The organism is Arthrobacter sp. zg-Y820 (assembly GCF_030142155.1).
Classification (GTDB): Bacteria; Actinomycetota; Actinomycetes; order Actinomycetales; family Micrococcaceae; genus Arthrobacter_B.
The window spans coordinates 1,209,986-1,232,937 of sequence record NZ_CP126247.1 but is presented as its reverse complement, the minus strand read 5'-3'; the positions used below and the strand labels follow the sequence as shown (position 1 = coordinate 1,232,937).

Genomic DNA, 22,952 nt, shown 5'->3' with positions numbered 1-22,952 from the left:
ACGCCCCCGTTTGGGCGGGATACTCAGTACTCGGATGCACCCCGCTGGGACCGCCCAGCGGCGCATCAGCCTGACGTTTACCCGTGGAAACCCCGGCCGTAGGCTGTGAGGGCTTCCCCCGGGGGCGTGGCTGGGAACCGCGGAGGCGTGGAGGCAAGTCTCGCATTGCACCCCATCAATGCTGAGGAGTCACCGTGAAAAGAACATCCCCCGCCCTCGCCGCCCTGGCCGCTGTCGCGGCCCTGGGCCTGGCCGCCTCGCCTGCTTCCGCCGGCGGCCGGCACCCCGCCCCACCCGACGCACCCCCGACCGCAGGAAAGGTCACCACCGTCGCCGAAGGACTGGTGGGACCCCTGAGTCTGGCTGTGGGCCGCGGACCAACGATCGACGTGGCGCAGTCCTTCGCCGGAGTGCTTACCCGGATCGGGCGGGACGGCAGCACCGAAACGCTTGACGCCGGGCCGCTGGGATACGGCTACGGCGGTGTGTCACGCTCCCGCGGCACCACGTACTACACCGCCAGCATCGGAGCTATGACCCATGACCCGACGCAGAATTTCACCCAGCTGAAGTCCGTCGACCGGTACGGAAGCGTGGAAACGGTGGCCGACATCGCCACCTACGAGTACACGGAAAACCCGGACGGCATCAACACCTATGGGTTCCAGGGCCTCGATCCTGCCTGCGCGGCACAGCTGCCGCCCACCGGCCTCTTCTCCAACAGCTACACCGGTTTGAAGGACTCAAACCCCTACGCGACCCTCCCCTCCGGGCGCGGAAGCGTCCTGGTCTCCGATGCCGGGATGAACGCCGTTATTGAAGTGGATCTGGCGGACGGGAGCATTTCCACGCTGGCGGTCCTGCCGCCCATCCCGGTGACGGTGACAGCCGAGGAGGCCCTCCGGGTAGGTCTCCCGGCCTGCACCGTGGGCAACACGTACAACGTGGAACCGGTTCCGACAGGCCTCGAAGCCGGACCCGGCGGGGATCTGCTGGTCGCGTCGCTGCCGGGCGGCGTGCCGGGAGCGGGGCTGGCCCAGGGCTCGGTGTTCAGGGTGGATCCCGACGACGGCAGCTCGGAACTGGTGGCCACCGGTTTCAGCGGCACCACCGGGATGGCGGTGAATGACAACGGAGACATTTTCGTGGCCGAGCTGTTCGGCAACCGGATCTCCGTGATTCCGGCCGGAACCAACACACCCGAGCTGTTCCTCGAAGTTAACCAGCCCGGCGATCTGGCGCTGCGGGGATCCGCCCTCTACGCGACTGTGGACGTTCTGGCCGGGGCACCTGCGGAGGAAGGGGCAGCGCCCCCGGCTGCCGCTCCGCCGGCTGAGCCGGCCCCCACCTCAGGCAGCGTTGTCCGGATCGAGCTCAACGACAACTGCCGCGACGACCACCGCGGCCACGGCGGCCACAAGGGCCGCGGCCATCACCACGGCGGAACGTTCGACAACGGATCCCGGGACTGACCCGGAATTAACAGCCAAGAGGGACGGCTCCTTTTCGGAACCGTCCCTCTTGGCAACTACTGGTTGGACTGCTGGCTGAGACCTACTTGGCGTCGGAGCCGGAAGCGGCTTCGTCGTCGTCCTCATCGTCGAAGTCCTCGTCCTTGCGGTACGGGTCGGCGTCGCCGGCGTACGTGGCGCCTTCCTTGAGGGCTTCAAGCTCAGCGTCGCGCTTCTTGGCGGCGCGGATGAGTTCCTCGAGGTGGCTGGCGTTCACGGGAATTTCGTCGGGAACGAATTCCAGCGTGGGCGTCAGGCGCACGGTGATGTTCTTGCCGACCTCGGCGCGCAGGACTCCGCGTGCGGACTCCAGGGCGGCCTTGGTGTCGGCCTGCTGGGCTTCGTCGCCGAAGACCGTGTAGTACACCGTGGCGTGCTGCAGGTCGTTGGTGACGCGTGCGTCGGTGAGGGTCACAAACCCCAGCCGGGGATCCTTGATCCGCCGTTCCAGCGCCTGGGCAACTACAACCTTGATTCGGTCAGCGAGCTTCGCAGCGCGTGCTGGATCTGCCATTACCTCTCCTTAACTAAATTTTGGGGATCGTACAACGACGGCGGCGCAGGCCGGCACATCGTGTTACGTCAGGGTCCGGGGCCGGTGCCTGCACTGCAGGACCGGCCGCCGGAGGGGCCGAAGCGAAGGGGCCGGCAACATGCAGGTGCCGGCCCTCCCGCTTGGAGTGGGGCCGCCGGAAACCGACGGCCCCACCGGGTACTGCTAGACGCGCGGCTTTTCGCGCATTTCGAACGTCTCGATGATGTCGCCCGTGTTGACGTCGTTGAACGAGCCCAGGCCGATACCGCACTCGAAGTCCGTGCGGACCTCGGTGGCGTCGTCCTTGAACCGCTTGAGCGACTCAACGGTGAGGTTGTCACCGATGACCTTGCCGTCACGGGTGACCCGTGCCTTGGCGTTGCGTCGGATGACACCGGAGCGAACGATCGAGCCGGCGATGTTTCCGAACTTGGAGGAACGGAAGACTTCGCGGACCTCGGCGGTGCCGAGCTGGACTTCTTCGTACTCGGGCTTGAGCATGCCCTTGAGGGCGAGCTCAATGTCATCAATTGCTGCGTAGATGACCGAGTAGAAGCGCATGTCCACGCCTTCGCGCTCTGCCAGGTCGGCAACGCGCTCGGCCGGCTTGACGTTGAAGCCGATGATGACGGCGTTGTCCACCGTCGCCAGGTTGACGTCGTTCTGCGTGATGGCACCGACGCCGCGGTGGATGACGCGCAGCTGCACGCCTTCGCCAACGTCGATCTTGAGCAGCGAGTCTTCCAGGGCTTCAACGGCACCGGAAACGTCACCCTTGAGGATGAGGTTAAGGGTGTCAACCTTGCCGTCAGCAACGGCCTGGTCGAAGTCCTCGAGGCTGATGCGCTTGCGGCGCTTCGCCAGGGCGGCGTTGCGGTCCGCAGCTTCACGCTTCTCAGCGATCTGGCGGGCGGTGCGCTCGTCGTCGGTCACGAAGAACGTGTCACCGGCGCGGGGAACGTTGGACAGACCCAGCACCTGGACCGGACGGGAAGGTCCGGCCTCGGAGACGGTTTCGCCGTTCTCGTTGAACATTGCGCGGACGCGGCCGTGGGCCGTACCGGCAACGATCGTGTCGCCGACCTTCAGCGTTCCGGACTGGACCAGGACGGTGGCAACTGCACCGCGGCCCTTGTCCAGGTTGGCTTCGATCGCGATACCGCGGGCGTCCTTGTTCGGGTTGGCGCGCATGTCCAGGGCTGCGTCTGCGGTAAGCAGCACGGCCTCGAGCAGGGCGTCAATGTTGAGGTTCTGACGGGCAGAGACCTCCACGAACATGGTGTCGCCACCGTATTCCTCGGGAACCAGACCGTATTCGGTCAGCTGGCCGCGGACCTTCTCCGGGTTGGCGCCTTCCTTGTCGATCTTGTTCACTGCGACCACGATCGGCACATTGGCTGCCTGGGCGTGGTTCAGCGCTTCAATCGTCTGCGGCATGACGCCGTCGTCGGCTGCGACAACCAGGACCGCGATGTCGGTCACCTTGGCACCACGTGCACGCATGGCGGTGAACGCCTCGTGGCCCGGGGTGTCAATGAAGGTGATCGGACGCGTGGTGCCCTCGTGGTCGAACTGGATCTGGTAGGCACCGATGTGCTGGGTGATGCCGCCGGCTTCACCTTCAACCACCTTGGTGTTGCGGATGGCATCCAGCAGACGCGTCTTACCGTGGTCAACGTGACCCATGATGGTGACTACCGGAGGACGTGCCTCGAGGTCGTCGTCGCCTTCGGCTTCCAGCTCGGCATCGAAGTCGATGTCGAACGTGCTCAGCAGTTCGCGCTCTTCGTCTTCCGGCGAGACAACCTGGATCTTGTAACCCAGTTCGGCGCCCAGGATGTCGAACGTGCCTTCATCCAGGGACTGCGTGGCCGTTGCCATTTCACCGAGGTGGAACAGAACGGTCACCAGTGCTGCCGGGTTGGCCTCAATCTTGTCGGCGAAGTCCGTGATGGACGCGCCGCGGCGCAGACGGACAACAGTGTTGCCGTCGCCGCGGGGTACCGAAACGCCACCCAGCGACGGAGCTGACATCTGCTCCAGTTCCTGACGCTTTGCACGCTTCGACTTGCGCTGCTTGCCGCGTCCTGCGCCGCCCTTGCCGAAAGCACCGGCAGTGCCGCCGCGTCCGCGGCCGCCCTTGCCGAAGCCGCCGCCAACGGGTGCGCCGCCGCCTGCACCGGGTGCTCCGCCGGGTGCGCCGCCGGGGCCCCTGCGGGGTCCTCCGCCGGCACCGCCGCGGGCCGGGGCTGCCGGCCGCTCGGTGCGGTTGGGCATCATGCCCGGTGTGGGACGAGGACCGCCGGGACCGGCGGGTCGTGCCGATGCCGGACGCGGTGCGCCCGGACGGGGTGCACCGGGGCGCGGAGCGCCCGGACGCGGACCGCCGGAGCCGGCTGCCGGACGGGGACCGCCGGCGCCTGCTGCTGCGGGACGTTCGGTGTTCTCGTCACGGCGTCCCGGACGGGGCATGCCCTGGGACGGTGCAAACGGGTTGTTGCCGGGACGCGGTGCGCCCTGGCCCCGCTCGCCTTCGCCGCGGCCACGGGGACGCGGCATGCCCTGGGAAGGCGCGAAGGGGTTGTTGCCCGGACGGGGGCTTCCGGCGCCGGGACGCGGAGCGCCCGGACGGGGAGCATTTCCGCGGCTGCCGCTTTCGGCGGAAGCAGCGGGCTTTTCGGCTTCGGCAGCCTTGGGGGCCGGACGCGCGCCGGGCTTGGCGCCCGACGGTGCAGCCGGCTTGTCAGCGGCCGGGGCCGGAGACGTTTCTGCGGCGGGTGCCGGAGCAGCCGGAGCAGCCGGAGCCGTCGGCTTCTCTGCAGCGGGCGCCGGAGCGGCCGGAGCTGCTGCGACGGGTGCTGCCGGTGCCGGGGTCGGGGTCGGTGCCGACGCCGTCGGTGCTGCGGGGGCAGCGGACGGGCGCGGTCCGGGGGTTCCGGCCGGCTTGGACGCCGGCTTGGAATCCGTCGTGGATTCGGGCTTGGATTCGGACGCCGGGAAGGCGCCACGAAGTTTCTTGACTACGGGTGCCTCAATCGTTGATGAGGCGGAACGGACGAATTCGCCCAGTTCCTGCAGTTTTGCAACTGCATCCTTCGAGGTGATGCCGAGCTCTTTGGCGAGCTCGTGTACGCGGACCTTGGCCACATTTCTCCTGTCTCGGTCCGCACCGAGCCAGGTACGAACCGTCTATTTCCTGCGGGCTTCCACTGCAGTCACAGCAGAGCCCTTCACAGAGCACAAAGTACTCATCGCTGGGTACTCATCGGGTTTCCATCAGATTTCTGACCCGCTTCCAGGTTGGACGGTTTCGAGTCTGCTCCCGGTCGGAGCATCCTCAAGAGCCTTGAACCAAGCCTCCGCGTCTGTGGTGTCCACCTGACCCCGAAAGGCCCGGTGAAACGCACGTCGCCGAAGCGCTGCTGCAAAGCATGCTGTCCCGCGGTGCACCCAGGCACCGCGGCCAGACATACGGCGGTGTTCGTCGACCTGAACGGCAATACTGCCTTCAGTGACCACAGCTACCAGCCGCATCAGAACAGCCTGGTCATCCGTTTTCCTGCACCCAATGCATGTCCTCAGCGGGACATGAGCTGCAGCGCCTGAGGCTGCAGGGGACGAAAGGAAAGCGGACGGCGACCCGGCCTCATTCATTCTAACGCGTTTCTCTCCCTGTGCCGCATCCACCCAAAGACCCGGCTGCTTAGGCAGTCTTGGCGTCGGAAACGATATCGATCCGCCACCCTGTCAGCTTGGCTGCCAGACGGGCATTCTGCCCCTCCTTGCCGATTGCCAGCGACAGCTGGTAATCGGGAACGACAACCTGAGCCGACCGGGTGTCTTCGTCGGTGATGGTAACGGAATTCACGCGCGACGGCGACAGGGCGTTGGCGATGAAGGTGGCCGGATCCTCGCTGAAATCCACGATGTCAATCTTCTCATCGTGAAGCTCGGTCATGACCGCGCGGACACGCGAGCCCATCTCGCCGATGCAGGCACCCTTGGCGTTGATGCCGGAGATGTTGCCCTTGACGGCGATCTTGGTCCGGTGGCCGGCTTCACGGGCCAGCGCCACAATCTCGACACTGCCGTCGGCAATCTCGGGAACTTCCAGTTCGAAGAGCTTCCGGACCAGGCCCGGGTGGGACCGGGACAGCGTGATGGACGGGCCCTTGAAGCCGCGGCGCACGTCAACGACGAAGGCGCGCAGCCGGGAACCGTGGGTGTACTTCTCGCCCGGGACCTGCTCCGTGGGAGGCAGCAATGCCTCCACGGCGCCGAGGTTGACCTGGATCATGTGCGGGTTGTTGCCCTGCTGGATCTGGCCGGAGACGATTTCTCCCTCACGGCCCTTGAACTCGCCAACGATGGCGTCATCTTCGACGTCGCGCAGCCGCTGCAGGATAATCTGGCGGGCCGTGCTCGCGGCAATGCGGCCGAAACCGGTGGGGGTGTCGTCGAACTCGCCCACGGCCTCGCCGTCGTCGTCCAGTTCAGTGGCCCAAATGGTGACGTGCCCATTCTTGCGGTCCAGCTCTGCGCGGGCCTTGTCCTGTGCACCGGCGGTCTTGTGATAAGCCACCAGAAGCGCCTGCTCAATGGTCGGAATCAGCAGATCCAGGGGGATCTCCCGTTCGCGTTCCAGCAGCCTCAGCGCACTCATATCTATTTCCATCTAGGCCTCCTCAGCTGTGGTTTTTTCATCACTGTCGGCGACGCCGTCCAGTGGTTCGTCGTCAAGATGCGCGAATTCGACTTCGACGCGCCCCTTGCGGATGTTGCTAAAGGGCAGCGTGGTCTGCTCGCCCTGCTTCGCCTTCATGCCTTTTTTGACCGGCAGTTCCGGGATGAACGTGATGCCGTCGTCCTCAACGGAGACCAGGCGGCCTTTGACGTCGTCGCCGGTCAGGACGTTGACGCTGACCATGCGGCCGACGTTGCGGCGCCAGTGGCGCGGCTCCGTCAGCGGGCGCGACACACCCGGAGAGGAAACCTCCAGGCTGTACGGACGGCCGTCGTCGTGCGGGTCTGAATCCATCGCCTCGGAAAGCGCATGCGCGACGTCGGAGATGCGGTCGAGGCTGACGCCGCCCGCTTCTCCTTCGGGAAGGTCCACGATGACGTGTACGGTGCGGTTGGCACCGGCCATTTTGATCTCGATGTCCTCGAGGAAAAGCTGCTGCTGTTCAACCGTGGGAGCAAGGAAGTTTTTGAGCCGCTGGGTTTCAGCGGCAATCTCTGCGTGCATGGCCTTCTTGCGGTAATCCGATGACGTGTCTTTTTTGGGGCTGGGCCGAACCGCCATAGGTGCCTCCCACTAGATGATGTTGTACCTACTAGCGTACCGACTTTCCTGAGTCCCATCGGCATCGCAGCAGACGAGGGCCCGTTCATGGCATCATCGGATGTAGTGAAAAAGCCCCCGTCCCGCAGAACGCCCGCGGCCGGCCGCGCCGGACGGGCGATGGCGGTCCTGGGCGGCGTGAGGCGTACCACTCTGTTGCTGGTCCTGGCCGCAGTGGTATTGAGCCTGGGGCTGGTCGCCGGAAACGGTGCCGGCGATGACCGGCCGGCCAGTTACTCGGAAATCGCCCAGACCGACGCGCGGGCAGCGTCCCTTGAACTTGCCCGGCAGGCCGGCGAGCTGGCTAATGCCGAAGGCACCGGCAGGCTGGCTGCCGAACTCACCCGGCAGGCCGATGTCCTGGCTGAACAGTCAGCGCTCCTGATCCGCCCCGGCAGCCTCCGCCGCGGCGTCCCGCCGTTTGAGGTCCCCACCGCCGACGCCGGTCCCGCCTCGGGCGCCTCCGGCGCTGACGGCACTTCCGGCACTTCCCCCACCGACGCTGGGTATGCCGCCCGGTATGTCCAGTCGATGGCTGCAGCTGCCCACGCCAGTCTGGACGCCGCCATGCGCGCCGATGCCGGAACGGCGCGGCTGCTGGCGGCCACCGGTGCCACCCAGCAGGTCCTCGCGGTCCGCGCCGCCGTCGCCGCCGGCCTGAACCCGCCGCAGGCTTGGGAGCCGGTCGCGCCGGCCGGCTCCGACGCCCGCTGCGTGCCGGAGACCTCGGCCACCGACTCCGGACTGACGGGTGCGCCGTCTTCCGCCCCGTCGGGCGCGGCCTCCTCCGTCCCTTCGGGTGCGGCCTCCTCCGTCCCGTCGGGTGCGGCCTCCGGCACCGGCGGATCCGCCCCGGATGCCGCGGCGGCGCTGAAGGGCGCGATCGACGCGGAATACGGTGCGGCGTACGCCTACGAGGTCGCCATGGCCCGCGCCTCCGGCGTTTCCGCCCGCACTGAACTGGACGAAGCCCGGGACAGTCATCTGGCCGCCGGCGCCCAGGGGGTGCTGCTGCTGCCCGAGGTCTGCCTCCCGGCACTGACCCGTGCCCCGGCGTACTCCCTGCCGCCGTCGTTCCAGCAGGATCCCTCCGGTGCCCTTGAAGACCTTGAGACGTCCCTGCCCGCCGTTTACGCGGACCTCGCGGCGCTGGGAAGCGGAGCTGTCCGCGCCTGGGCGGTGGAGCGGCTGGCTGAGCTGAGCACCGAGCTGTACACCGGCCAGCGCGCTGTTCCGGCAGCACCCGGACTCGGGCTTGAGACCGAGGGGCTGCCGCGGTCCCCCGGCACCGCTTAGCCTGTACTCATGCCCCAACTCCCCCTGACCATTCCCGAGGCACTCCACCAGCGGTACAGCCGCGACCGTTCCGGCCGGACCTGGCTGGCCGCCCTGCCGCTGCTCGTGGCAGAGGCCATGGAGCGCTGGGACCTGGCCCTTGATCTGCCCGCGGACACCGGCCTCTGGTCCGGACACGGTGCGCTGGTCCTGCCGGTCATGTCCGCCTCGGGTGCGGCTGTGCTGAAGGTCGCCTATCCGCACGACGAAGCCCTGACCGAACCTGCCGCCCTGGGCCTGTGGGCCGGGCACGGCGCCGTGCAGCTGTACGCCAGCCATACCGACAGCGGAACCCTGCTGCTGGAACGGCTGAACGCCGACCGGAGCCTCTGTGACGTCCCGATGGACGCCGCCGTCGAGGTGTGGGGCGGGCTGGTGCGCAGGCTCTCGCTGCCGGCCGCCGACTCCCCCGCCTGGGCCGGTGTCCCCTCGCTCGCCGAACGGACGGAGCAGCTGTCCGACGAGCTGCCGGCCGACTGGGAAGAGCTGGGCCGGCCCTGCGAACGGCGTCTGCTCGAGGCGGCGCTGGAGGTCTGCCAGACGCGCGGAGCGGTGGGTCGGCGCAGCAACAACGACGTCCTGGTCCATACCGACCTGCATTTCGGCAACATTCTCTACCGCGGCAGGGACGGCGACGGCGGTTCTTCCGAGGCCTGCGGGTTTGTGGCCATCGACCCGCAGGCGATGGTTGGGGAAGCCGAGTTCGCCGCAGCCCCGATGCTCTGGAACCGGACCGAGGAGCTGGGCAGCGTCCGGCCGGAGGCGGCGCTGCGCGGGCGGCTGGCCCGGCTCTGCGCCGCGGGCGGCCTGGACCCCGAGGCCGCCCGTCAGTGGAGCGTCCTGCGGGAAGTCGCCAATGCCCTGGAGTACACCCGGGCGGGACAGCGGAAGAATGCGGCACGCTCGGTCTGGGTGGCGACAGCGATCGCGGGCTGACCGGTTCCCCTGCCATTGCGGGAGAAAGAGACAGGCTCAGCCCCGGATGTTCTCCACCCACACGTCGTAGCCAAGCTTGCAGATCAGGGCTCCAACCACCACCAGGAACACCACGCGGATGAACTTGCTGCCCTGCTTCACGGCCATCCGCGCGCCGATGTAGCCGCCGATCATGTTGGCGAAGCCCAGGATCAGCCCGATCCCCCACAGCAGCGCGCCGTTCGGCAGGAAGAACGCCAGCGCGCCGAGGTTGGTGGCCATGTTCACGATCTTGGCCTTGGCGCTGGCCGCGAGGAAGTTGTAGCCGAGGAAGGTGACCATGGAGATGATCAGGAAGGAGCCGGTTCCCGGACCGATCAGCCCGTCATAGAACCCGATCACCAGGCCGATGCCCGCGGCCGTCCCGTAGTGCCGGCGGCCCTGGTGGCGCAGCTTGGTCAGCTCACCGACCGTCGGCTGGGTCGCGGTGAACACCGCCACGACAATCAGCGCCACCACGATGATCGGCTTGAACACCGAGGACGGCAGCGACGTCGCGAGCACCGCTCCCCCGAAGCTGCCCGCCAGTGCGACGCCGGCCATGGGCAGGGCGGTGCGCAGGTCCGGATGTGCGCGCCGGTAGTAGGTGATGGCGCTGGTGGTGGTGCCGAAGATGGACCCCATCTTGTTCGTCGCCAGCGCCTGCACCGGCGTGATCCCCGGAATCAGCAGCAGGGCCGGCAGCTGCAGCAGCCCGCCGCCGCCCACCACCGCGTCCACCCAGCCGGCGGCCAGGCCCGCCACCACCACAAGGAGGATGGTGGCGAGCTGAATCTCCTCGAGACCGGAGATCACTGGGTGCTACAGCGCTGCTGCGCCGCGCACGTACTCCACCGCTTCCGCCACCGGCACGTTTTCGGCAACGCCGCTGGCGCGGTCCTTGACCTCGACGACGCCGTCGGCCAGGCCGCGGCCGACCACGAGGATCGTCGGCACGCCGATGAGCTCGGCGTCGCCGAACTTCACGCCGGGTGAGACCTTGGGACGGTCGTCATAGATGACTTCCAGTCCGGCGGCTTCGAGGTCCTCGGACAGCTTGGCTGCCGCTGCGAAGATCTCCTCGCCGCGGCCGGTGGCCACCACGTGGACATCGGCCGGGGCGACGGCGCGCGGCCAGACAATGCCCTTCTCGTCGTGGTTGGACTCGGCCAGCGCCGCGACCGCGCGGGTGACGCCCACGCCGTAGGAGCCCATGGTCACCGTGACGAGCTTGCCGTTCTTGTCCAGGACCTTCACGCCCAGGGCCTCGGCGTACTTGCGGCCAAGCTGGAAGATGTGGCCCATTTCGATGCCGCGGGCGGCTTCGAGCGGACCGGATCCGTCCGGAGCTTCGTCGCCCTCGCGCACCTCGACGGCTTCAATGACGCCGTCCCAGGTGAAGTCGCGGCCGGCAACGAGGCCGATCACGTGTTTGCCCGGGGCGTTCGCACCGGTGATCCAGCTGGTGCCGGAGACCACGCGGGGGTCCACCAGGTACAGCAGGCCGGTGGCGGATTCGGTGCCCAGCACCGGCTCGTCAACGGACAGGCCCGGGCCAATGTAGCCCTTGACCAGGCCGGGGTGCTTCTTGATGTCTTCGTCGGTGGCGGCGTCGACTTCCAGTTCGCCGCCGATCTCCACGTGGGCGGCGATGTTGGCTTCGATGCGCTTGAGGTCCACGGCGCGGTCGCCGGGAACGCCGACGACGACGATCCGGCGTTCGCCGGTGGGCAGCGTGACGGCCAGGACGACGTTCTTCAGCGTGTCAGCGGCGGTCCATTCCCCGGATTCGCGGGCAAAGCGGGCATTGACGTCGGCGACCAGGGTGTCGATCGTCGGGGTGTCCGGGGTGTCCACGACCTTCGCTTCGGGAGCGCCGGCGAAGTCGATCTCGGCGGGCGGAACGGTGCTGACGGCTTCCACATTGGCCGCATAACCGCCGGCGGAACGCACGTAAGTGTCCTCGCCGACCGGCGTCGGATGCAGGAACTCTTCGCTCTTGGAGCCGCCCATGGCGCCGGAGACTGCCGATACCACAACGATCTCCAGGCCGAGGCGCTCGAAGATGCGCAGGTAGGCGCCGCGGTGCGCCTGGTAGCTGGCCTCCAGGCCGTCGTCGTCGATGTCGAAGGAGTAGGAGTCCTTCATGATGAATTCGCGGCCGCGCAGCAGGCCGGCGCGCGGCCGGGCCTCGTCGCGGTACTTGTTCTGGATCTGGAACAGCGAGACCGGCAGGTCCTTGTACGAGTTGTACAGGTCCTTGACCAGCAGCGCGAACATTTCCTCGTGCGTGGGGGCCAGCAGGTAGTCGTTGCCCTTGCGGTCCTGCAGGCGGAACAGGTTGTCGCCGTACTCGGTCCAGCGGTTGGTGGCCTCGTAGGGTTCACGCGGCAGCAGGGCCGGGAAGTGCACTTCCTGGGCGCCGATGGCTGCCATTTCCTCGCGGATAATGGTCTCGACCTTGCCCAGGACGCGCAGCCCCAGGGGCAGCCAGGAATAGATCCCGGGGGCGGCACGGCGGATGTACCCGGCACGCACCAGCAGGCGGTGGCTGGCGACGTCGGCGTCGGAGGGGTCTTCGCGCAAAGTGCGCAGGAAAAGAGTGGAGAGTCGAAGGACCACGCTGGGTATCCGTTTCTGCAGCCGGGGCTGCATTCAAGCTGGGACAAAAGGGAAATAACGCTCCCCTCTAATCTAGCGCGTGCTGCCGCTGCCGCCGGACAGGTTGAGGGTGCCTGCTGCTGAGGCGGTTGCCGTCACAGGAAGTCAGAACAGGATGGTGGCGAAGGTGCCCACCTGCTCGAAGCCCACGGTTTCGTAGGTGGCCCGCGCCGGGGCGTTGTAGGAATTGACGTACAGGCTGACCACCGGGGCAACCTGCCGGGCAGCCTCCACTACGGCTGACATGTACGGGGCGCTGAGGCCGCGGCCGCGGTACGCCGGGTTCATCCAGACGCCCTGGATCTGGACGGCGCTGCTGGAAACGGTGCCGAGCTCGGCCTTGAACACCACCTGGCCGGAGGCGTCGAAGTCCACCAGGGACTGCTGCCGGGCGATCAGGGATTTGACCCGCTGCCGGTAGTGGTGGCTGCCGCCCGAGACGGGCGAGTACCCCACCTCCTCCTCGAACATGGCGGCGCAGGCGGGCAGCAGGACGTCGAGTTCCGAGGGCTGGGCGTAACGCAGCCCGGGAGCCGGCTGCACCTGAGAAACCCCGGTCATCTGCAGCAGCGGCTGGTCGCTGCGCACGTCAAAGGGCTGGGGGCTGGAGTACTGCAGCTGGGACCAGATGGACAGCACTGCCTCGGCGGGTCCGAAAATGGACGAGTAGCGGCGTCCGGACCGTGCCAGGTAAGCGCCGATTTCCGGGCCGGTGTCCGCCGTGACGCCCACGGGCACCACATTGACCCCGGCCCAGCAGGCGGCGGTGAGTTCCCCGCCGTCGAAAACGCCGACGACCCGCCCGCCGGCCGGCGTGGGCGCAGCGCTGCGGGTCGTCTCGAGCTGGGAGAGCAGGAAGATATTGGCAACCGGGTCAGCCTCGGCCAGGGCCCAGAGGGCAGCCGTGTCTTCCGCGTCCAGGACGCGGAGCGTCCCGGAATGGCCGCCGCGGACATCCTGCCCGCTGCGTGAAGTGGCGCCGGTCCTAGCCGACAGTAACCATGGGGCCACCCGTGCCAGCATTTTCGCCATCGGACTCCCCCATACTTTCTGCGATCTTCATAGCCTCTTCAATGAGGGTCTCAACGATCTGGTCTTCGGGAACAGTCTTAATGACCTCTCCCTTCACAAAGATCTGGCCTTTGCCGTTGCCGGAGGCCACGCCGAGGTCAGCTTCACGGGCTTCACCGGGTCCGTTGACGACGCAGCCCATGACGGCGACGCGAAGCGGAACGTCCATGCCTTCGAGCCCGGCGGTTACCTGCTCTGCGAGAGTGTACACGTCAACCTGCGCGCGGCCGCAGGAGGGGCAGGACACAATTTCCAGCTTGCGCGGCCGCAGGTTCAGCGACTGCAGGATCTGGTTGCCCACCTTGATTTCCTCCACGGGAGGAGCGGACAGCGAGACGCGGATGGTATCGCCGATGCCCTTCGCCAGCAGCGCACCGAAGGCGGTGGCGGACTTGATGGTCCCCTGGAACGCCGGACCGGCTTCGGTGACGCCCAGGTGCAGCGGCCAGTCCCCGCGTTCGGCGAGGAGCTCGTAGGCGCGGACCATGACCACGGGGTCGTTGTGCTTCACGGAGATCTTGAAGTCATGGAAGTCGTGTTCCTCGAACAGGGACGCTTCCCAGACAGCGGATTCCACCAGGGCCTCGGGGGTGGCCTTGCCGTATTTGGCGAGCAGGCGCGGATCCAGCGACCCGGCGTTGACGCCGATCCGGATGGAGGTGCCGTGGTCCTTGGCGGCCTGCGCGATTTCCTTGATCTGGTCGTCGAACTTCCGGATGTTGCCCGGGTTCACCCGGACCGCGGCGCAGCCGGCCTCAATAGCGGCGAAGACGTACTTCGGCTGGAAGTGGATGTCAGCGATCACGGGGATCTGCGACTTCTTGGCGATGATCGGCAGCGCTGCTGCGTCATCGGCACTGGGGCAGGCCACCCGGACAATGTCGCAGCCGGAGGCCGTCAGCTCGGCAATCTGCTGCAGGGTGGCGTTGATGTCCGTGGTGGGCGTGGTCGTCATGGACTGGACGCTGATGGGGAAATCGGATCCAACCCCCACTGACCCCACTTTGATCTGGCGGGTTTTGCGCCGCGGTGCAAGGGTGGGCGGCGGTGCTGCTGGCATTCCAAGGTTGACCGAGGTCAAAACGTCCTCCATGTGCCTTATCGGCAGTTATTCGGCTAAAGCGCACTGCGGATGCGCTAATCCATTATCCACCCCGCACCGGTGCGGGGTGTACGGATATCGTTCAGGGCTTAGACGAGATGGGCGAAGGCGCCCACTGCCGGCTCCCATTCGGTGGTCTTCATGCCCGAAATGGCGCCCACGGCGGCGAAGGGATCCTGCATGAGGAGGTTGGAAAGATCAACTTCGTCCTCGGCGGTGAAAATCAGCAGCGCGCCGGCGCCGTCAGTAAACGGACCCGAGGCCAGCAGGCGTCCCTGGTCCACCAGGCCGGACAGCCACTGGCGGTGGGTGGGGCGGTGCTCATCACGGATGGAGGCGGAATCGGCGTCGTACACGTACTCAACTGCAAAAATACTCATGGCTCCAGCGTACGGGATCGTCGACTCAGAGCAGGAAGGCCCGTGCCGCGGCAGCCACGCCCGCCGCCCACAGCATGGAGGCCAGGGTCCCGATAATGAAGCGCTCAGCAGCCGCCGGTGTGTCTTTAAGCTCGGCGTAGCGGCCCAGGCCCTTGATGGCCACGACGTACGCAATGGCCACGGGTTCGGAGGCCAGCACCGAAGCCGCCACGGCCAGCCGCTCGAGGACGCCGATCACCAGCCCGCCGCGGAGCACCGATCCCGGGGCCGGACTGCTGCCCGGCCGGGAACCCGCGGCTGCCGGCGGGCGGGCAGGCGGGTCGGGCAGGGCCGGCAGGGCCCGGCCCGCGGGGATCCGCGCACCGCGGCCGAATTCGGCGTCCAGATCCTGATCAGCCGCGGGATCGGCCTCGGCAAAGGGCGGACCGGAGTCTTCCACGGCGCGCGCCAGCCGCAGCACCCCGGCCGTGACCGGCCAGCCGAGGACGGCGGCCACCAGCAGCGTCAGGACAATCCAGACGAACTCCATCAGAGGTGCTCCGTTTCCCCGGCGGCGGGTGTTTCATCGGCGCGGGCGAGCAGGACGGATGCGGCGGGACGGGCCGCCCACTCCTCCTGCCAGCCGGCGCGGGCTATGGTCTTGCCCACGGATTGCGGGCTGATCCCGAGCTTACGGGCGGCAGCGCTCTGGGCTCCCCAGATGCCTGGTTCAACCTGCTCCAGTATCCGCCACTGCTCGGCGGTCCGGTCGCGGATCAGCCGCCCAATCAGCACGAGCACGGCTTCCGCCTCCGCGGCGCCGGCAGGCCCGGTCACGGCGACGGGCGGGCGGTCACCGGTTTTTTTGGCGCGGTCCACGGCGTCCCGGGCCGCGAAGAAGGCGGGGCCGGATGCCTCGCGGGTGCCGGCGGGCAGCGGCGTGTCCACCGGGCCGACGCCGATGCCCACCGACCAGTGCCCGTCCCGCAGGGCGCGCAGCGCGGCTTCCACCGCCACGTCCGCCTGCGCGGTGACGCCCTGGACTTCGTCGCCCACCGAGCGTTCGAAGGGCAACTCCATGCGCAGGTCGCCGAGGAGCGCCAGCAGGTCCGGGACCCGGTCCCGGCTGCTGCGGCTCCCCTTTTGGTCGATGGTCAGGACGAACATTTCACGCCGGATCGGCAGCAGGGCTTCTTCATGTTGAAACCGTATCCGGTTGTAATTGGAATCACAACCAGATTCGGCTTCAAATGGAGCAGGTCCCCGGCACCGCGGCGTGCCCTAGTTGAAGAGGCTCACCGGTTTCACAATGTCCGCATAGATGAGCAGGGCACTCATGCCCATGAGCAGGATCGCCACGACGTAGGTCACCGGCAGCATCTTGGCCAGGTCGAAGTGCCCGGGGTCCGGGCGCTTGAAGAGCTTGGCAACGCGCCGGCGCAGCCCCTCCCAGAGGGCCCCGGCCACGTGGCCGCCGTCGAGCGGGAGCAGCGGAATGAGGTTGAAGACGAAGAGTGCCAGGTTGACGCTGGCCACCAGGCCCAGCAGCGTGGCGACCCGGCTTTCCATCGGCACCTCTTCCATCGAGGAGATCTCCCCGGCGATGCGGCCCACACCAACCACGCTGATCGGACCGTTGGGATCCCGCTCTTCGGAGGAGAACGCCGCCTGGGCGACGTCGACCACGCGCTGCGGCAGATTGATCACCACGCCGGCGATGCTCTGCAGGTTCTCCCCGACCGTTGGCAGCACCTCGGCCCCGGGCTGGCGGACCAGCTCGGTGGAGGCGGCGACGCCGATGAAGCCGACTTCCCGGGTCACGGCGTTGCCGGCGTCGTCCACGGCGGGGGCGCCGTCGTCGTCGGCCACGGGACGTTCGGTCAGCAGCGGGGTGATGACGGTGTCCTGCTCGACGCCGTCGCGCACGTAGGTGATGGGCACCGACTGGCCGGCCGCGTCCCGGATCCGGGAGGACAGATCCTCCCAGGAGTCGACCGGGCTGCCGTTGAACGCGGTGATGGTGTCACCGGGCAGCAGCCCCGCTTCGTATGCGGGGGCGGCCGGATCCTCCGCGGTGCATTCGGTCTGCCCCTCGGCGGCCTGGTCGGAGGTGATGACGCACTGGTTGACTTCGGCCAGCGTGGTGGTGCTCTGCGCGGTGCCGAAGCCCATGAGCAGGACGGCGAACAGCACCACGCCGATCAGCAGGTTCATGAACGGGCCGCCGAGCATGATGATGATGCGCTTCCAGATCGGCAGGTTGTAGAACACCCGCTTTTCGTCGCCGGGCTGCAGCTGTTCGGCAGCGGCGGCGCGGGCATCCGTGGCCAGCTGCGAGAACATGCCGGTGCTGGAGCTGCGGACGGTGCCCTCGGCGTCGTCGGCCTTGTTCGGCGGGTACATCCCGACCATGGACACGTAACCGCCCAGCGGCAGGGCCTTGACACCGTATTCGGTCTCCCCGCGGCGGCGCGAGAACACTGTCGGGCCGAACCCGATCATGTACTGCGTCACCCGCACCTTGAAGGCCTTGGCCGGCACCAGGTGGCCCACCTCGTGCAGGGCGATGGACGCGGCGATTCCCACCGCCACGAACAGGACGCCCAGGATGAAGAGGAGAACGGTCAACGGATTTCCTTCGGGTCAAGAGGGCTGCGCGGTTGCATGGTCAGCGTCCGCAGCGTTTCCGGGCGGCGGCGCGGGCCCAGTCTTCCGCGGCCAGCACCGACTCCAGCGTCAGCGGCGCGGTGTCGGTGTGCTCAGCCAGTACGGCGGCGATCGTATCAACGATGTCTGTGAATCCGATGAGACCGTCGTGGAACGCGTCAACGGCTTCTTCATTGGCTGCGTTGTAAACGGCCATGCCCGTGCCGCCGGCCGCGGCGGTGCGCTTGGCCAGCGCGACGGCGGGGAACGCTTCCTCGTCCAGCGGTTCGAAGGTCCACTCGGAGGCGGTGGTCCAGTCGAAGGGCTTCGAGGCTCCGGGAACGCGGTGCGGCCAGCCCATGCCCAGGGCAATTGGCAGGCGCATGTCCGGCGGTGAGGCCTGGGCGATGGTGGAGCCGTCCACGAACTGGACCATGGAATGCACCATGGACTGCGGATGCACGACGACGTCGATCCGATCCAGCGGCACGTCGAAGAGCAGGTGGGCCTCGATCACTTCCAGTGCCTTGTTGACCATGGAGGCGGAGTTGGTGGTGACCATCCGGCCCATCTTCCAGGTGGGATGCGCCAGCGCCTGGTCGGGCGTGACGTTCTCCAGTTCGCTGCGTTTCATGCCGCGGAACGGGCCGCCGGAGGCCGTGACGATCAGTCGGTCCACTTCCTGCTGCGTTCCGGAGCGCAGGGCCTGGGCCAGGGCGGAGTGTTCGGAGTCCACCGGAACCAGCTGCCCGGGGGCCGCGGCACGCTTGACCAGCTCGCCGCCGACGATCAGGGATTCCTTGTTGGCCAGGGCCAGCAGGTGGCCGGCGGCCAGTGCGGCGAGCGTGGGTTCGAGGCCGATGGAGCCGGTGATGCCGTTGAGGACCACTTCGGCTTCGGGCCAGGCGGCGACGGCGGTGGCGGCGGACGGACCGGTGAAGAGTTCCGGATCATAATCGGTGACGCCGGCCTCGCGGGCGGCGTCCTGCACGGCGGCGTGCAGGGTGGCGGTATCCACCGAGGCGCAGCCGACGGCGTTGGCCCGGGTGTGGACGGCCTGCCGGGCGAGCAGTTCCAGGTTGGATCCGCCCGCGGCCAGCGCGACGATCGTGAAGCGGTCCGGGGCGGCGTCGGCCACGTCTATGGCCTGCGTGCCGATTGACCCGGTGGAACCCAGGAGCACCACCCGGCGCGGAACGCCCTCAGTGCTGCCAAAGGGCCGGTCGGTTGCTGCTGCGGATGGGATGCCGGAAGAACCTGGAAGCTGCATGCTTCCAGTATCGCGCACGTATGGCGCATCGCGGGGGTGAATGGAGTGGCGGCGCCGTCGCTGCACTCTCGGCGTCCTGGCCGCACTCGCACCCGCCATAGCTGCACACTCGGCGCCCCGGCAGCGCACGAACCCGCCATAGCTGCACACTCGGCGCCCCGGTCCCGGCGAGAGCGCAGGTCTGGTCGTTTTACGGGCGAAGCCGGCCGTCGAGAGTGCACGTCTGGTGACTTGGCCCCGAGCAAACCCGCCATAGCTGCACATTCGGCACCCCGGCAGCGCTCAAACCCGCCAAAGCTGCACACTCGGCGCCCCGGTCGCGGCGAGAGTGCAGATCTGGTCGCTTACGGCCAGACGCGGCACGCCGGCCGAGCACTGGTTCCCACCCTTTGGGGCAGGTGTGGCGCGTGAGATCCCACCAGCCCCGGAAGTGAACACACAGTGGGATCCCGTGCTGGAGGGAAGGCGGAAGCCCGCCGCCGGCGACCGATATTTGGGAAGCCAGAGAAAGGCCCGGGCCGGAGTTAGAGCGTGATGGGCAGTGCCGACACGGCGTCCGGAATGCTGTCGTCGCCGGAAACCACGGACAGGGCCTGCCGGCTGCCGCGGCCGGTGTTGACCAGCTCCGCGAGCACGGCGGCGACGTCGTGCCGGGGAATGCTGCCCGGCACCTCCGACGGGCCAAGGTTCACCAGGCCCACGGCTTGGTCATCGGTGAGCCGGCCCGGCCGGAGAATGGTCCAGTCCAGGTCGCGCGTCATGAGGTCCTCCTCGGCAGCGAGCTTCGCCGTGAGGTAGGCGTACATGATGTCGTCGAGGCCGTCCGGCCGGCTGCCCCCTCGGACGGCATCCAGCCCGGCGGAGGAGATCTGCACAAACCGGGTCACGCCGGCCTGCTCGGCGCCCTCGGCCAGCAGCACGGCGGCGCCGCGGTCGACACTGTCCTTGCGGGCCGCGCCGCTGCCCGGTCCGGAACCAGCAGCAAAAATGGCCACGTCCGCACCGGTGAGGACCTGAATGACGTCGTCGCTAATGCTGTTTTCCAGGTCGATGACAACCGGGGCGACGCCGTCGTCCTCCAGATCGGAGATCTGGTCCGGGTTCCGGATCAGGCCGGCGACATCGTGACCGTGGGCGGCCAGCAGCCGGCCCAGTTCGCGGGCAATCTGTCCATGGGCTCCTGCTATGACTATGCGCATCTTATGAAGGTAGCGCAGCCCGCGCGCAGATGCCCGGGAAGTTCCCGGATTGGGGCCGTTCCCCGCTTGTCCCGCCCGCAGCCTCAGCGACCCGCGCGGCTCAGCCTCAGCGACCGGCGCGGCTCAGCGTCTGGCGTGCCTGCTTCAGCAGCGGGCCGTCGATCATCTCGCCGCGGAAGCTGAACACCCCGCCGTGGTTGGCGGCCTCGGCGATGACGTCCGTTGCGTAGGCGACCTCGTCGGCGGAGGGCGCATAGGCCGCGCGGACCGCCGCCACCTGTCCGGGGTGAATGCAGGCCTTGGCCGCGAAACCGGAGGCTGCGCCGTCGCGCGCCTCATCCTCAAGCCCCCGGGTGTCCGGGATGTTCCCGTAAATCGAGTCAATTGCCCCCTTGCCGAAGGCACCGCCAGCGAGCAGCACGGCGGCCCGGGCATGCTGTGCCACGCCGCGGTAGCTGCCGTCGGCAAAACGGCTGGATTCCCCGCCGAGGGAAGCCATCAGGTCCTCAGCACCCCACATCAGGGCGGTTACGCAGGGCACCTGGGCTATCTCCGGCGCGCGGACCACGCCCAGGGCGGTTTCCACGAGGGCGACGACGGCGAAGTCCGCGAGCGCTGCACCGATGGCTGAGGGGTCTTCGGCCTTGGCGACCATCAGCGTCCGGTACGGCGTCTGCCGGATGGCGGCCAGGTCCTGCTCAAAATCGGCGGTTCCCACCGGGTTCACCCGCACGATGGTGGTTGCCGGATCCAGATCCGAGGCCACCAGGTTCCGGCGGGCGGCGTCCTTGTCGGCCGGGGCGACGGCGTCCTCCAGGTCCAGGATGACCGCGTCGGCCCGGTCGGCCGCCTTCGCGAACCGCTCGGGGCGGTCCGCCGGGCAGAAAAGCAGGGCGGGGCCCATGGGGAATGTCGTCACTGTGGGGGTCTCCTTCGGGTTCCGGTTCTTGTCCTAACCTATCCCTCCCCGCCGCCTGCCTGCGTCCACATCAGGGCGCTGCGGGTGCACCGCGCCACGACCTCGCCGGACTGGTTCCGCCCGGTGTGGGCCAGCGTGACGATGCCCTGGCCGGGCCGGGAGGAGGACAGCCGCTTGTCCACCACCTCGGTCTCGGTGTAGAGGGTGTCTCCGTGGAAGAGCGGATGCGGAAAGCTGATCTCCCCCAGTCCCAGCTGCGCCACCAGGGTGCCCTGGGTCAGCTGTCCCACCGACTGGCCCACCATGGTGGCCAGGGTCAGCATGGAATTCACCAGCCGCTGCCCGAACGGCTGCCCCTCGCTGTAAGCGGCGTCCAGGTGCAGCCCCTGGGTGTTCATGGTCAGCGTGGTGAACAGGACGTTGTCCGCCTCGGTGAGGGTGCGGCCGGGCCGGTGCCGGTACACCACCCCGGGCTGGAACTCCTCAAACCAGAGGCCGCGCTGTTCAATCACCCGGGGTGCCATCGCCACTTCCTCGGTGCCGGCGTCGGGCTCCTCATACGTCAAGGTCCACCTCCAGCGGTGCGCCGGTGGCCGCGACCACTTCGTCGACAGTGACGCCGGGCGCGGTTTCGCGCAGGATCAGCCCGTCCGGCCCCACCTCGATGACGGCAAGGTCCGTCACGATCAGGTCCACGCAGGTGCGCCCGGTCAGCGGCAGGGAGCACTCGGGAACAATTTTCGGGTTCCCGCCGCGGTCGGTGTGGTCCATCATCACGATCACGCGCTTGGCACCGAACACCAGGTCCATGGCCCCGCCCATGCCCTTGACCATCTTCCCTGGAATCATCCAGTTGGCCAGGTCTCCGTTGGCCGCCACCTCCATTGCCCCCAGCACGGCGACGTCGACGTGCCCGCCGCGGACCATGCCGAAGGAGGCAGCCGAGTCGAAGAACGACGCGCCGGCGTTCACCGTCACGGTCTCCTTCCCGGCGTTGATCAGGTCCGGGTTCAGTTCCGCTTCGGTGGGATAGGGCCCGACGCCGAGGACGCCGTTTTCGGAGTGCAGCACCACTTCCACACCCTCGGGGATGTAGTTCGGAATCAGCGTGGGCATGCCGATGCCGAGGTTGACGTACTGTCCGTTCTCCAGCTCGCGGGCCACCCGGGCGGCGAGTTCGTTTCGGGTCAGGGCCATGTCAGGACTCCTTTCCGGAAGGTGCCGACGACGACGATGGCTCAGCCGGTGCCAGCGTCACCGTCCTCTTCTCAATCCGCTTCTCCCCCGGCCCGACCGGAACCACCCGCTGCACGAAGATCCCCGGAACGTGCACCGCGGCCGGGTCCAGCTCGCCCGGTTCCACCAGTTCCTCCACCTCGGCGATGGTGATCCGTCCGGCCATGGCGCAAAGCGGATTGAAGTTCATGGCGGTGGCGGAGAAGACCAGGTTGCCGTGCCGGTCCCCCTTCCAGGCGTGCACGAGGGCGTAATCAGGAGTCAGGGATTCCTCCAGCACGTATTCCGCGTCCCGGAAGGTGCGCACCTCCTTGGGCTCCGAGGCCTGCAGGACCGAGCCGTCGCCGTCGTACTTCTGCGGCAGGCCGCCCTCGCTGACCTGGGTGCCCACCCCTGCACTGGTATAGAAGGCGGGAATTCCGGCGCCGCCGGCCCGCAGCTTTTCCGCCAGCGTGCCCTGCGGGGTGAGGATCACTTCCAGCTCGCCGGCGAGGAACTGGCGGGCGAACTCCTTGTTCTCCCCCACATAGGAACTGACCGTCCGGCGGATGCGGTGGTCCGCCAGCAGCCGGCCCAGACCCCAGTCATCCACGCCGCAGTTGTTGCTCACGGTTTCCAAATCCGTCGCGCCGGCGTCATGCAGGGCGTCAATCAGCGCCACCGGAATGCCGCACAGGCCAAAGCCGCCCACCGCGAGGGACGCTCCGTCCGGGATGTCGGCCACCGCGTCGGCGGCCGTTGCCATCACCTTGTTAATCATCGCTTCATCCGTTCGTTCGTCTCCATTGACCAACCTGCCGGGCTCCGGGC

The 22,952-nt window shown here is 67.9% G+C and carries 22 protein-coding genes; 3 read left to right on the top strand and 19 right to left on the bottom strand.

Annotation, left to right across the window (positions count from 1 at the left end; genetic code table 11):
- The first annotated feature begins 194 nt into the window (after positions 1 to 194).
- The gene (locus QNO08_RS05480; RefSeq protein ID WP_229967533.1) at positions 195 to 1,472 is read left to right on the top strand and encodes a ScyD/ScyE family protein; all 1,278 of its coding nucleotides are present in this window, start codon (positions 195 to 197) and stop codon (positions 1,470 to 1,472) included.
- An 82-nt stretch (positions 1,473 to 1,554) separates the two neighbouring features.
- On the opposite strand, the gene rbfA is transcribed toward QNO08_RS05480, so the two are convergent.
- The 5 genes from rbfA to rimP all read right to left on the bottom strand — a co-directional run bounded on the left by rbfA (position 1,555) and on the right by rimP (position 7,351).
- A complete protein-coding gene (gene rbfA, locus QNO08_RS05475; protein WP_229967531.1) occupies positions 1,555 to 2,025 on the bottom strand; it encodes a 30S ribosome-binding factor RbfA in 471 nt (156 codons plus the stop codon).
- Positions 2,026 to 2,229: 204 nt separating this feature from the next.
- Positions 2,230 to 5,193 (bottom strand): translation initiation factor IF-2, encoded by a 2,964-nt coding sequence (gene infB / locus QNO08_RS05470; RefSeq protein WP_229967529.1) that lies wholly within the window; start codon positions 5,191 to 5,193, stop codon positions 2,230 to 2,232.
- Between the two features lie 129 nt (positions 5,194 to 5,322).
- On the bottom strand, positions 5,323 to 5,700 hold the full coding sequence (locus QNO08_RS05465) for a YlxR family protein (RefSeq protein WP_269439239.1): 378 nt from the start codon (positions 5,698 to 5,700) through the stop codon (positions 5,323 to 5,325).
- A 49-nt stretch (positions 5,701 to 5,749) separates the two neighbouring features.
- Positions 5,750 to 6,721, bottom strand: a complete 972-nt coding sequence (nusA, locus tag QNO08_RS05460; RefSeq protein ID WP_229967527.1) for a transcription termination factor NusA — start codon at positions 6,719 to 6,721, stop codon at positions 5,750 to 5,752.
- Positions 6,722 to 7,351 (bottom strand): ribosome maturation factor RimP, encoded by a 630-nt coding sequence (rimP, locus tag QNO08_RS05455; protein WP_331461792.1) that lies wholly within the window; start codon positions 7,349 to 7,351, stop codon positions 6,722 to 6,724.
- An 87-nt stretch (positions 7,352 to 7,438) separates the two neighbouring features.
- Here rimP and QNO08_RS05450 point away from each other — a divergent pair, with 87 nt between their 5' ends.
- Complete coding sequence (locus QNO08_RS05450; protein ID WP_269439231.1) at positions 7,439 to 8,686, top strand: DUF4439 domain-containing protein; 1,248 nt, start codon at positions 7,439 to 7,441, stop codon at positions 8,684 to 8,686.
- Between the two features lie 9 nt (positions 8,687 to 8,695).
- A complete protein-coding gene (locus tag QNO08_RS05445; protein WP_229967525.1) occupies positions 8,696 to 9,661 on the top strand; it encodes an aminoglycoside phosphotransferase family protein in 966 nt (321 codons plus the stop codon).
- A 36-nt stretch (positions 9,662 to 9,697) separates the two neighbouring features.
- On the opposite strand, the gene QNO08_RS05440 is transcribed toward QNO08_RS05445, so the two are convergent.
- The 14 genes from QNO08_RS05440 to QNO08_RS05375 form a co-directional block, all read right to left on the bottom strand.
- Positions 9,698 to 10,495, bottom strand: a complete 798-nt coding sequence (locus QNO08_RS05440; RefSeq protein WP_229967523.1) for a sulfite exporter TauE/SafE family protein — start codon at positions 10,493 to 10,495, stop codon at positions 9,698 to 9,700.
- 6 nt (positions 10,496 to 10,501) lie between these two features.
- A complete protein-coding gene (locus QNO08_RS05435; RefSeq protein ID WP_229967514.1) occupies positions 10,502 to 12,301 on the bottom strand; it encodes a proline--tRNA ligase in 1,800 nt (599 codons plus the stop codon).
- Positions 12,302 to 12,445: 144 nt separating this feature from the next.
- Positions 12,446 to 13,372 (bottom strand): GNAT family N-acetyltransferase, encoded by a 927-nt coding sequence (locus QNO08_RS05430; protein WP_349774904.1) that lies wholly within the window; start codon positions 13,370 to 13,372, stop codon positions 12,446 to 12,448.
- Complete coding sequence (gene ispG, locus QNO08_RS05425; RefSeq protein WP_229967512.1) at positions 13,326 to 14,492, bottom strand: flavodoxin-dependent (E)-4-hydroxy-3-methylbut-2-enyl-diphosphate synthase; 1,167 nt, start codon at positions 14,490 to 14,492, stop codon at positions 13,326 to 13,328. Before ispG ends, QNO08_RS05430 begins: the two co-directional genes overlap by 47 nt.
- 110 nt (positions 14,493 to 14,602) lie before the next feature.
- Positions 14,603 to 14,893, bottom strand: coding sequence for a YciI family protein (locus QNO08_RS05420; protein WP_229967510.1), 291 nt, complete (start codon positions 14,891 to 14,893; stop codon positions 14,603 to 14,605).
- A gap of 25 nt (positions 14,894 to 14,918) precedes the next feature.
- The gene (locus tag QNO08_RS05415; protein WP_229967508.1) at positions 14,919 to 15,422 is read right to left on the bottom strand and encodes a hypothetical protein; all 504 of its coding nucleotides are present in this window, start codon (positions 15,420 to 15,422) and stop codon (positions 14,919 to 14,921) included.
- Positions 15,422 to 16,039, bottom strand: a complete 618-nt coding sequence (locus tag QNO08_RS05410) for a SatD family protein (protein ID WP_229967506.1) — start codon at positions 16,037 to 16,039, stop codon at positions 15,422 to 15,424. Before QNO08_RS05410 ends, QNO08_RS05415 begins: the two co-directional genes overlap by 1 nt.
- A gap of 114 nt (positions 16,040 to 16,153) precedes the next feature.
- The gene (locus tag QNO08_RS05405) at positions 16,154 to 17,500 is read right to left on the bottom strand and encodes a M50 family metallopeptidase (RefSeq protein ID WP_229967499.1); all 1,347 of its coding nucleotides are present in this window, start codon (positions 17,498 to 17,500) and stop codon (positions 16,154 to 16,156) included.
- Between the two features lie 40 nt (positions 17,501 to 17,540).
- Positions 17,541 to 18,788, bottom strand: a complete 1,248-nt coding sequence (gene dxr / locus QNO08_RS05400) for a 1-deoxy-D-xylulose-5-phosphate reductoisomerase (protein WP_229967497.1) — start codon at positions 18,786 to 18,788, stop codon at positions 17,541 to 17,543.
- 524 nt (positions 18,789 to 19,312) lie between these two features.
- On the bottom strand, positions 19,313 to 19,987 hold the full coding sequence (locus tag QNO08_RS05395; RefSeq protein ID WP_229967495.1) for an SDR family oxidoreductase: 675 nt from the start codon (positions 19,985 to 19,987) through the stop codon (positions 19,313 to 19,315).
- Positions 19,988 to 20,093: 106 nt separating this feature from the next.
- Positions 20,094 to 20,891 carry an HpcH/HpaI aldolase/citrate lyase family protein gene (locus tag QNO08_RS05390; RefSeq protein WP_229967585.1) on the bottom strand — a complete coding sequence of 266 codons (798 nt, stop codon included), beginning with the start codon at positions 20,889 to 20,891 and terminating at the stop codon, positions 20,094 to 20,096.
- Positions 20,892 to 20,944: 53 nt separating this feature from the next.
- Positions 20,945 to 21,430 carry a MaoC family dehydratase gene (locus QNO08_RS05385; RefSeq protein WP_229967584.1) on the bottom strand — a complete coding sequence of 162 codons (486 nt, stop codon included), beginning with the start codon at positions 21,428 to 21,430 and terminating at the stop codon, positions 20,945 to 20,947.
- Positions 21,431 to 21,461: 31 nt separating this feature from the next.
- Positions 21,462 to 22,103, bottom strand: a complete 642-nt coding sequence (locus QNO08_RS05380) for a CoA transferase subunit B (RefSeq protein ID WP_229967493.1) — start codon at positions 22,101 to 22,103, stop codon at positions 21,462 to 21,464.
- A 1-nt stretch (position 22,104) separates the two neighbouring features.
- The gene (locus tag QNO08_RS05375) at positions 22,105 to 22,902 is read right to left on the bottom strand and encodes a CoA transferase subunit A (protein WP_229967491.1); all 798 of its coding nucleotides are present in this window, start codon (positions 22,900 to 22,902) and stop codon (positions 22,105 to 22,107) included.
- Positions 22,903 to 22,952: the final 50 nt, after the last annotated feature.

What these genes read in the sequence shown, in the direction of transcription:
- QNO08_RS05385 (WP_229967584.1), bottom strand. Translation starts at nt 21,430, where the DNA reads ATGGCACCCCGGGTGATTGAACAGCGCGGCCTCTGGTTTGAGGAGTTC.
- nusA (WP_229967527.1), bottom strand. Translation starts at nt 6,721, where the DNA reads ATGGAAATAGATATGAGTGCGCTGAGGCTGCTGGAACGCGAACGGGAG.
- QNO08_RS05410 (WP_229967506.1), bottom strand. Translation starts at nt 16,039, where the DNA reads ATGTTCGTCCTGACCATCGACCAAAAGGGGAGCCGCAGCAGCCGGGAC.
- rbfA (WP_229967531.1), bottom strand. Translation starts at nt 2,025, where the DNA reads ATGGCAGATCCAGCACGCGCTGCGAAGCTCGCTGACCGAATCAAGGTT.
- QNO08_RS05380 (WP_229967493.1), bottom strand. Translation starts at nt 22,103, where the DNA reads ATGGCCCTGACCCGAAACGAACTCGCCGCCCGGGTGGCCCGCGAGCTG.
- QNO08_RS05445 (WP_229967525.1), top strand. Translation starts at nt 8,696, where the DNA reads ATGCCCCAACTCCCCCTGACCATTCCCGAGGCACTCCACCAGCGGTAC.
- QNO08_RS05465 (WP_269439239.1), bottom strand. Translation starts at nt 5,700, where the DNA reads ATGAATGAGGCCGGGTCGCCGTCCGCTTTCCTTTCGTCCCCTGCAGCC.
- QNO08_RS05430 (WP_349774904.1), bottom strand. Translation starts at nt 13,372, where the DNA reads ATGGCGAAAATGCTGGCACGGGTGGCCCCATGGTTACTGTCGGCTAGG.
- QNO08_RS05390 (WP_229967585.1), bottom strand. Translation starts at nt 20,891, where the DNA reads ATGGGCCCCGCCCTGCTTTTCTGCCCGGCGGACCGCCCCGAGCGGTTC.
- QNO08_RS05450 (WP_269439231.1), top strand. Translation starts at nt 7,439, where the DNA reads ATGGCATCATCGGATGTAGTGAAAAAGCCCCCGTCCCGCAGAACGCCC.
- QNO08_RS05395 (WP_229967495.1), bottom strand. Translation starts at nt 19,987, where the DNA reads ATGCGCATAGTCATAGCAGGAGCCCATGGACAGATTGCCCGCGAACTG.
- QNO08_RS05420 (WP_229967510.1), bottom strand. Translation starts at nt 14,893, where the DNA reads ATGAGTATTTTTGCAGTTGAGTACGTGTACGACGCCGATTCCGCCTCC.
- QNO08_RS05415 (WP_229967508.1), bottom strand. Translation starts at nt 15,422, where the DNA reads ATGGAGTTCGTCTGGATTGTCCTGACGCTGCTGGTGGCCGCCGTCCTC.
- QNO08_RS05375 (WP_229967491.1), bottom strand. Translation starts at nt 22,902, where the DNA reads ATGATTAACAAGGTGATGGCAACGGCCGCCGACGCGGTGGCCGACATC.
- rimP (WP_331461792.1), bottom strand. Translation starts at nt 7,351, where the DNA reads ATGGCGGTTCGGCCCAGCCCCAAAAAAGACACGTCATCGGATTACCGC.
- dxr (WP_229967497.1), bottom strand. Translation starts at nt 18,788, where the DNA reads ATGCAGCTTCCAGGTTCTTCCGGCATCCCATCCGCAGCAGCAACCGAC.